Here is a 2605-nt window from a genome sequence, read left to right as displayed (position 1 = left end):
TGCCTGAAGAGCACAGGGGACGCTCTCTTCATTCAATTTAGCCTTACTTCTTCAGATCGTTAAGCGGGAGTTAAGGATTTATCTCTCGCCTTGCAGTCTTAAAACATAAACAGATAGCAACGCGTACTTTATATCCGTGGAGATAATATATGATGCGAGAGATTCATGCAGTTTGTCGAGATATCCGTGCAGCAGGGACACATATTTATAACCATTTTTTTGATATCTATCATGCGATTATCACCTATTTTCGCGATTGGTCTGTCTGCGTATGCCCTCCAAGACATTTTGAAAGCCCGGTTGCATGCGAACCGAGTCCCGCTAAAATAAGCCAACGAAACATTCAACGTCAAACAGTCGATCCACGCTTAGAAAATAAGCTTATTACTGACCGTGCTGTCTATGAATCTTTTTCAGATTCATTAAGCAGAATTAATGCCGAGTCCGAAAACATCTACAACCAAAGAATATTAAGCATCGTTTTATCCCTACTATTACCAGCAAACCAGAGACGATTATTTCTTTTAGATCAATCTGAAATTGAAGACTCTAACTTAAATGAAATTGGCGATGTTTACCATCTAACATGTGTTCCAACAGAATTCTGCTTTTCAAAACAACGTACCGGTGTATGGCTACAGCTCCTTGGTAAAAATGAACATGGATACCTTGTTGTTGCTCAGCGCGAAAAAGATATTCAATGGTTTCCAGAAAGAGTAAATCTTGCATATAGAACAAAAGATTTTGTTCTTGCCAAAGACAAGAATAGCGTAAGGAGAAATGAAAAATTACATGGTAGAGGTGAGATTGCAGGTACAGAACATCTATATACACAGTCAACAATGACAGATGCCGACTTTAATAATATCACCAATTTACTCCGCATCCATAGAAATCAAGACCCTCATAGAAAAGGAATAATAAGATCTTTAGCCAGACTACCTGATGGTCACACTATCATGCTCTACTCTATATCATATCGACAAGCGCAATGATTATTAAGCCCTAACCTATTATTGTTATTTTGATATGATAAAACTCTCATTCCAATGAAACTGTTCATTTAAAAAAACTAATAACAGCCTGAAGCAATTCAAACAAACAAAATCGTCAAGCACACAAATACAAATACAAATACAAATACAAATACAAATACAAATACAAATACAAATACAAATACAACATATCATAAGAAACTTAAATAGTTTATTTCAGTGAATATTAAGAATATTGCCACCACAAGAGTTGATAAAACACGCAACCACAAACAATATGAAATCGAAAAACCCACAATGAATTATCATAACTATTGATACCAACACCTGTGAACTTCTATTTAATTGATTGCTCTAAAGTGTTTAGAACCTTATTTTTAAGCTAAGGATATACTAATGAGAAGTATTCAGGAAATAGGCATACATATATACAATTGTTTATTTGATACTTGTCATTCGATAAAACAGTTTTTCAGGAACTGGTGCATTTTCGCATGTCCTGCCCGTCGCTATGAAAGCCCCGTTTCCGTTATTCCTCCAGATACCAATATTAATCAAAGAAGGATACACTATCATCGAGCTGATGGTCGCTTACAACACACAGCCTACCCTTCCAATGATGATATATATAGGCGCTTCTATAATGCCAGAGCAAGAATCGATGCAGAAGCCGAATTGATCTATGATGGTTCAAATGCTTTAATAACCCAATCGCTCATTCTACCGGCCAATGAACGCAGGTTCTTCATGATCAGAAAGCCTAATGTAAGAGGCTTTCCGCATTTGCAAGGAATCGGTGATGTATGCAATCTTCAATATGAAACAAGGGTGCTCTGCTTCCCACCAAAGCATCAGAATATCTGGCTACAAATCATTGATAAAAATGAGTTCGGCTATTTGGTGGTTGCACAAAGAATGCAGGATCTACGCTGGTTCCCAGAACGTGCAAATCTTGCATTCCGTGAACAAACCTCATCTTCAGACTCAATATCTCCAAGACAGTTACAAAGGCATGCTAATACAAGAGGCGTACGCAGAATAATTGACTTACAAGAAATACCTAACACATTACAAGTTCATAGTGGCCATAATACAGCCGTAAGTGGCACAATAAAATCACTCTATCGCAGAACAGATGGAGAAACCGTAATCGCTGACACGTTTTAAAACAGGATTAACAACCAATCAACCAATTCAGTTCAACAAAACAAGAACCTCTTAAAATTCTTTTTCACTTCTTAGCAAACCCTATATTATCGGGTAAAAATCCAACATCCTATCATAACTAAAAATCCCATTTAGGGAAGGTGCGAATAAGTCCACCTTCACCTTCGGTAACCCTTGGCATTACTGACACTGCTATTGGAAAAAGAGACTTATTCGCAGCTTCCTTAGTTGTTCATATCAAGTTTTGCGCAACTCATAGGCAATGCCGATGTCATATCTACATATTTTTAATATGAAAAATCATCTAACTAAACAACAGATCAAAACTAACACATTAACATTCAACAATAAACCTAATCACTTGCGTATTCTGGCACAACTTGAACACCGATTCTGGTAACTCTTGAACACCCATTCTGGTAAGTCTTGAACACTGATTCTGG

Annotated in this window: 2 protein-coding genes; both read left to right on the top strand. The window is 37.0% G+C overall.

Translation table 11 applies throughout. The features are described 5' to 3' along the window. Positions 1-149 precede the first annotated feature (149 nt). A complete protein-coding gene (locus ABD892_RS03945; protein WP_345194050.1) occupies positions 150-995 on the top strand; it encodes a hypothetical protein in 846 nt (281 codons plus the stop codon). Between the two features lie 396 nt (positions 996-1391). After that, on the top strand, positions 1392-2162 hold the full coding sequence (locus tag ABD892_RS03940) for a hypothetical protein (protein ID WP_345194049.1): 771 nt from the start codon (positions 1392-1394) through the stop codon (positions 2160-2162). Positions 2163-2605: the final 443 nt, after the last annotated feature.

Source organism: Kistimonas scapharcae (genome assembly GCF_039540975.1).
Lineage (GTDB): Bacteria > Pseudomonadota > Gammaproteobacteria > Pseudomonadales > Endozoicomonadaceae > Kistimonas > Kistimonas scapharcae.
Note: the sequence above shows the minus strand (reverse complement) of the source record. Positions and strands in the feature narration are given on the sequence as shown.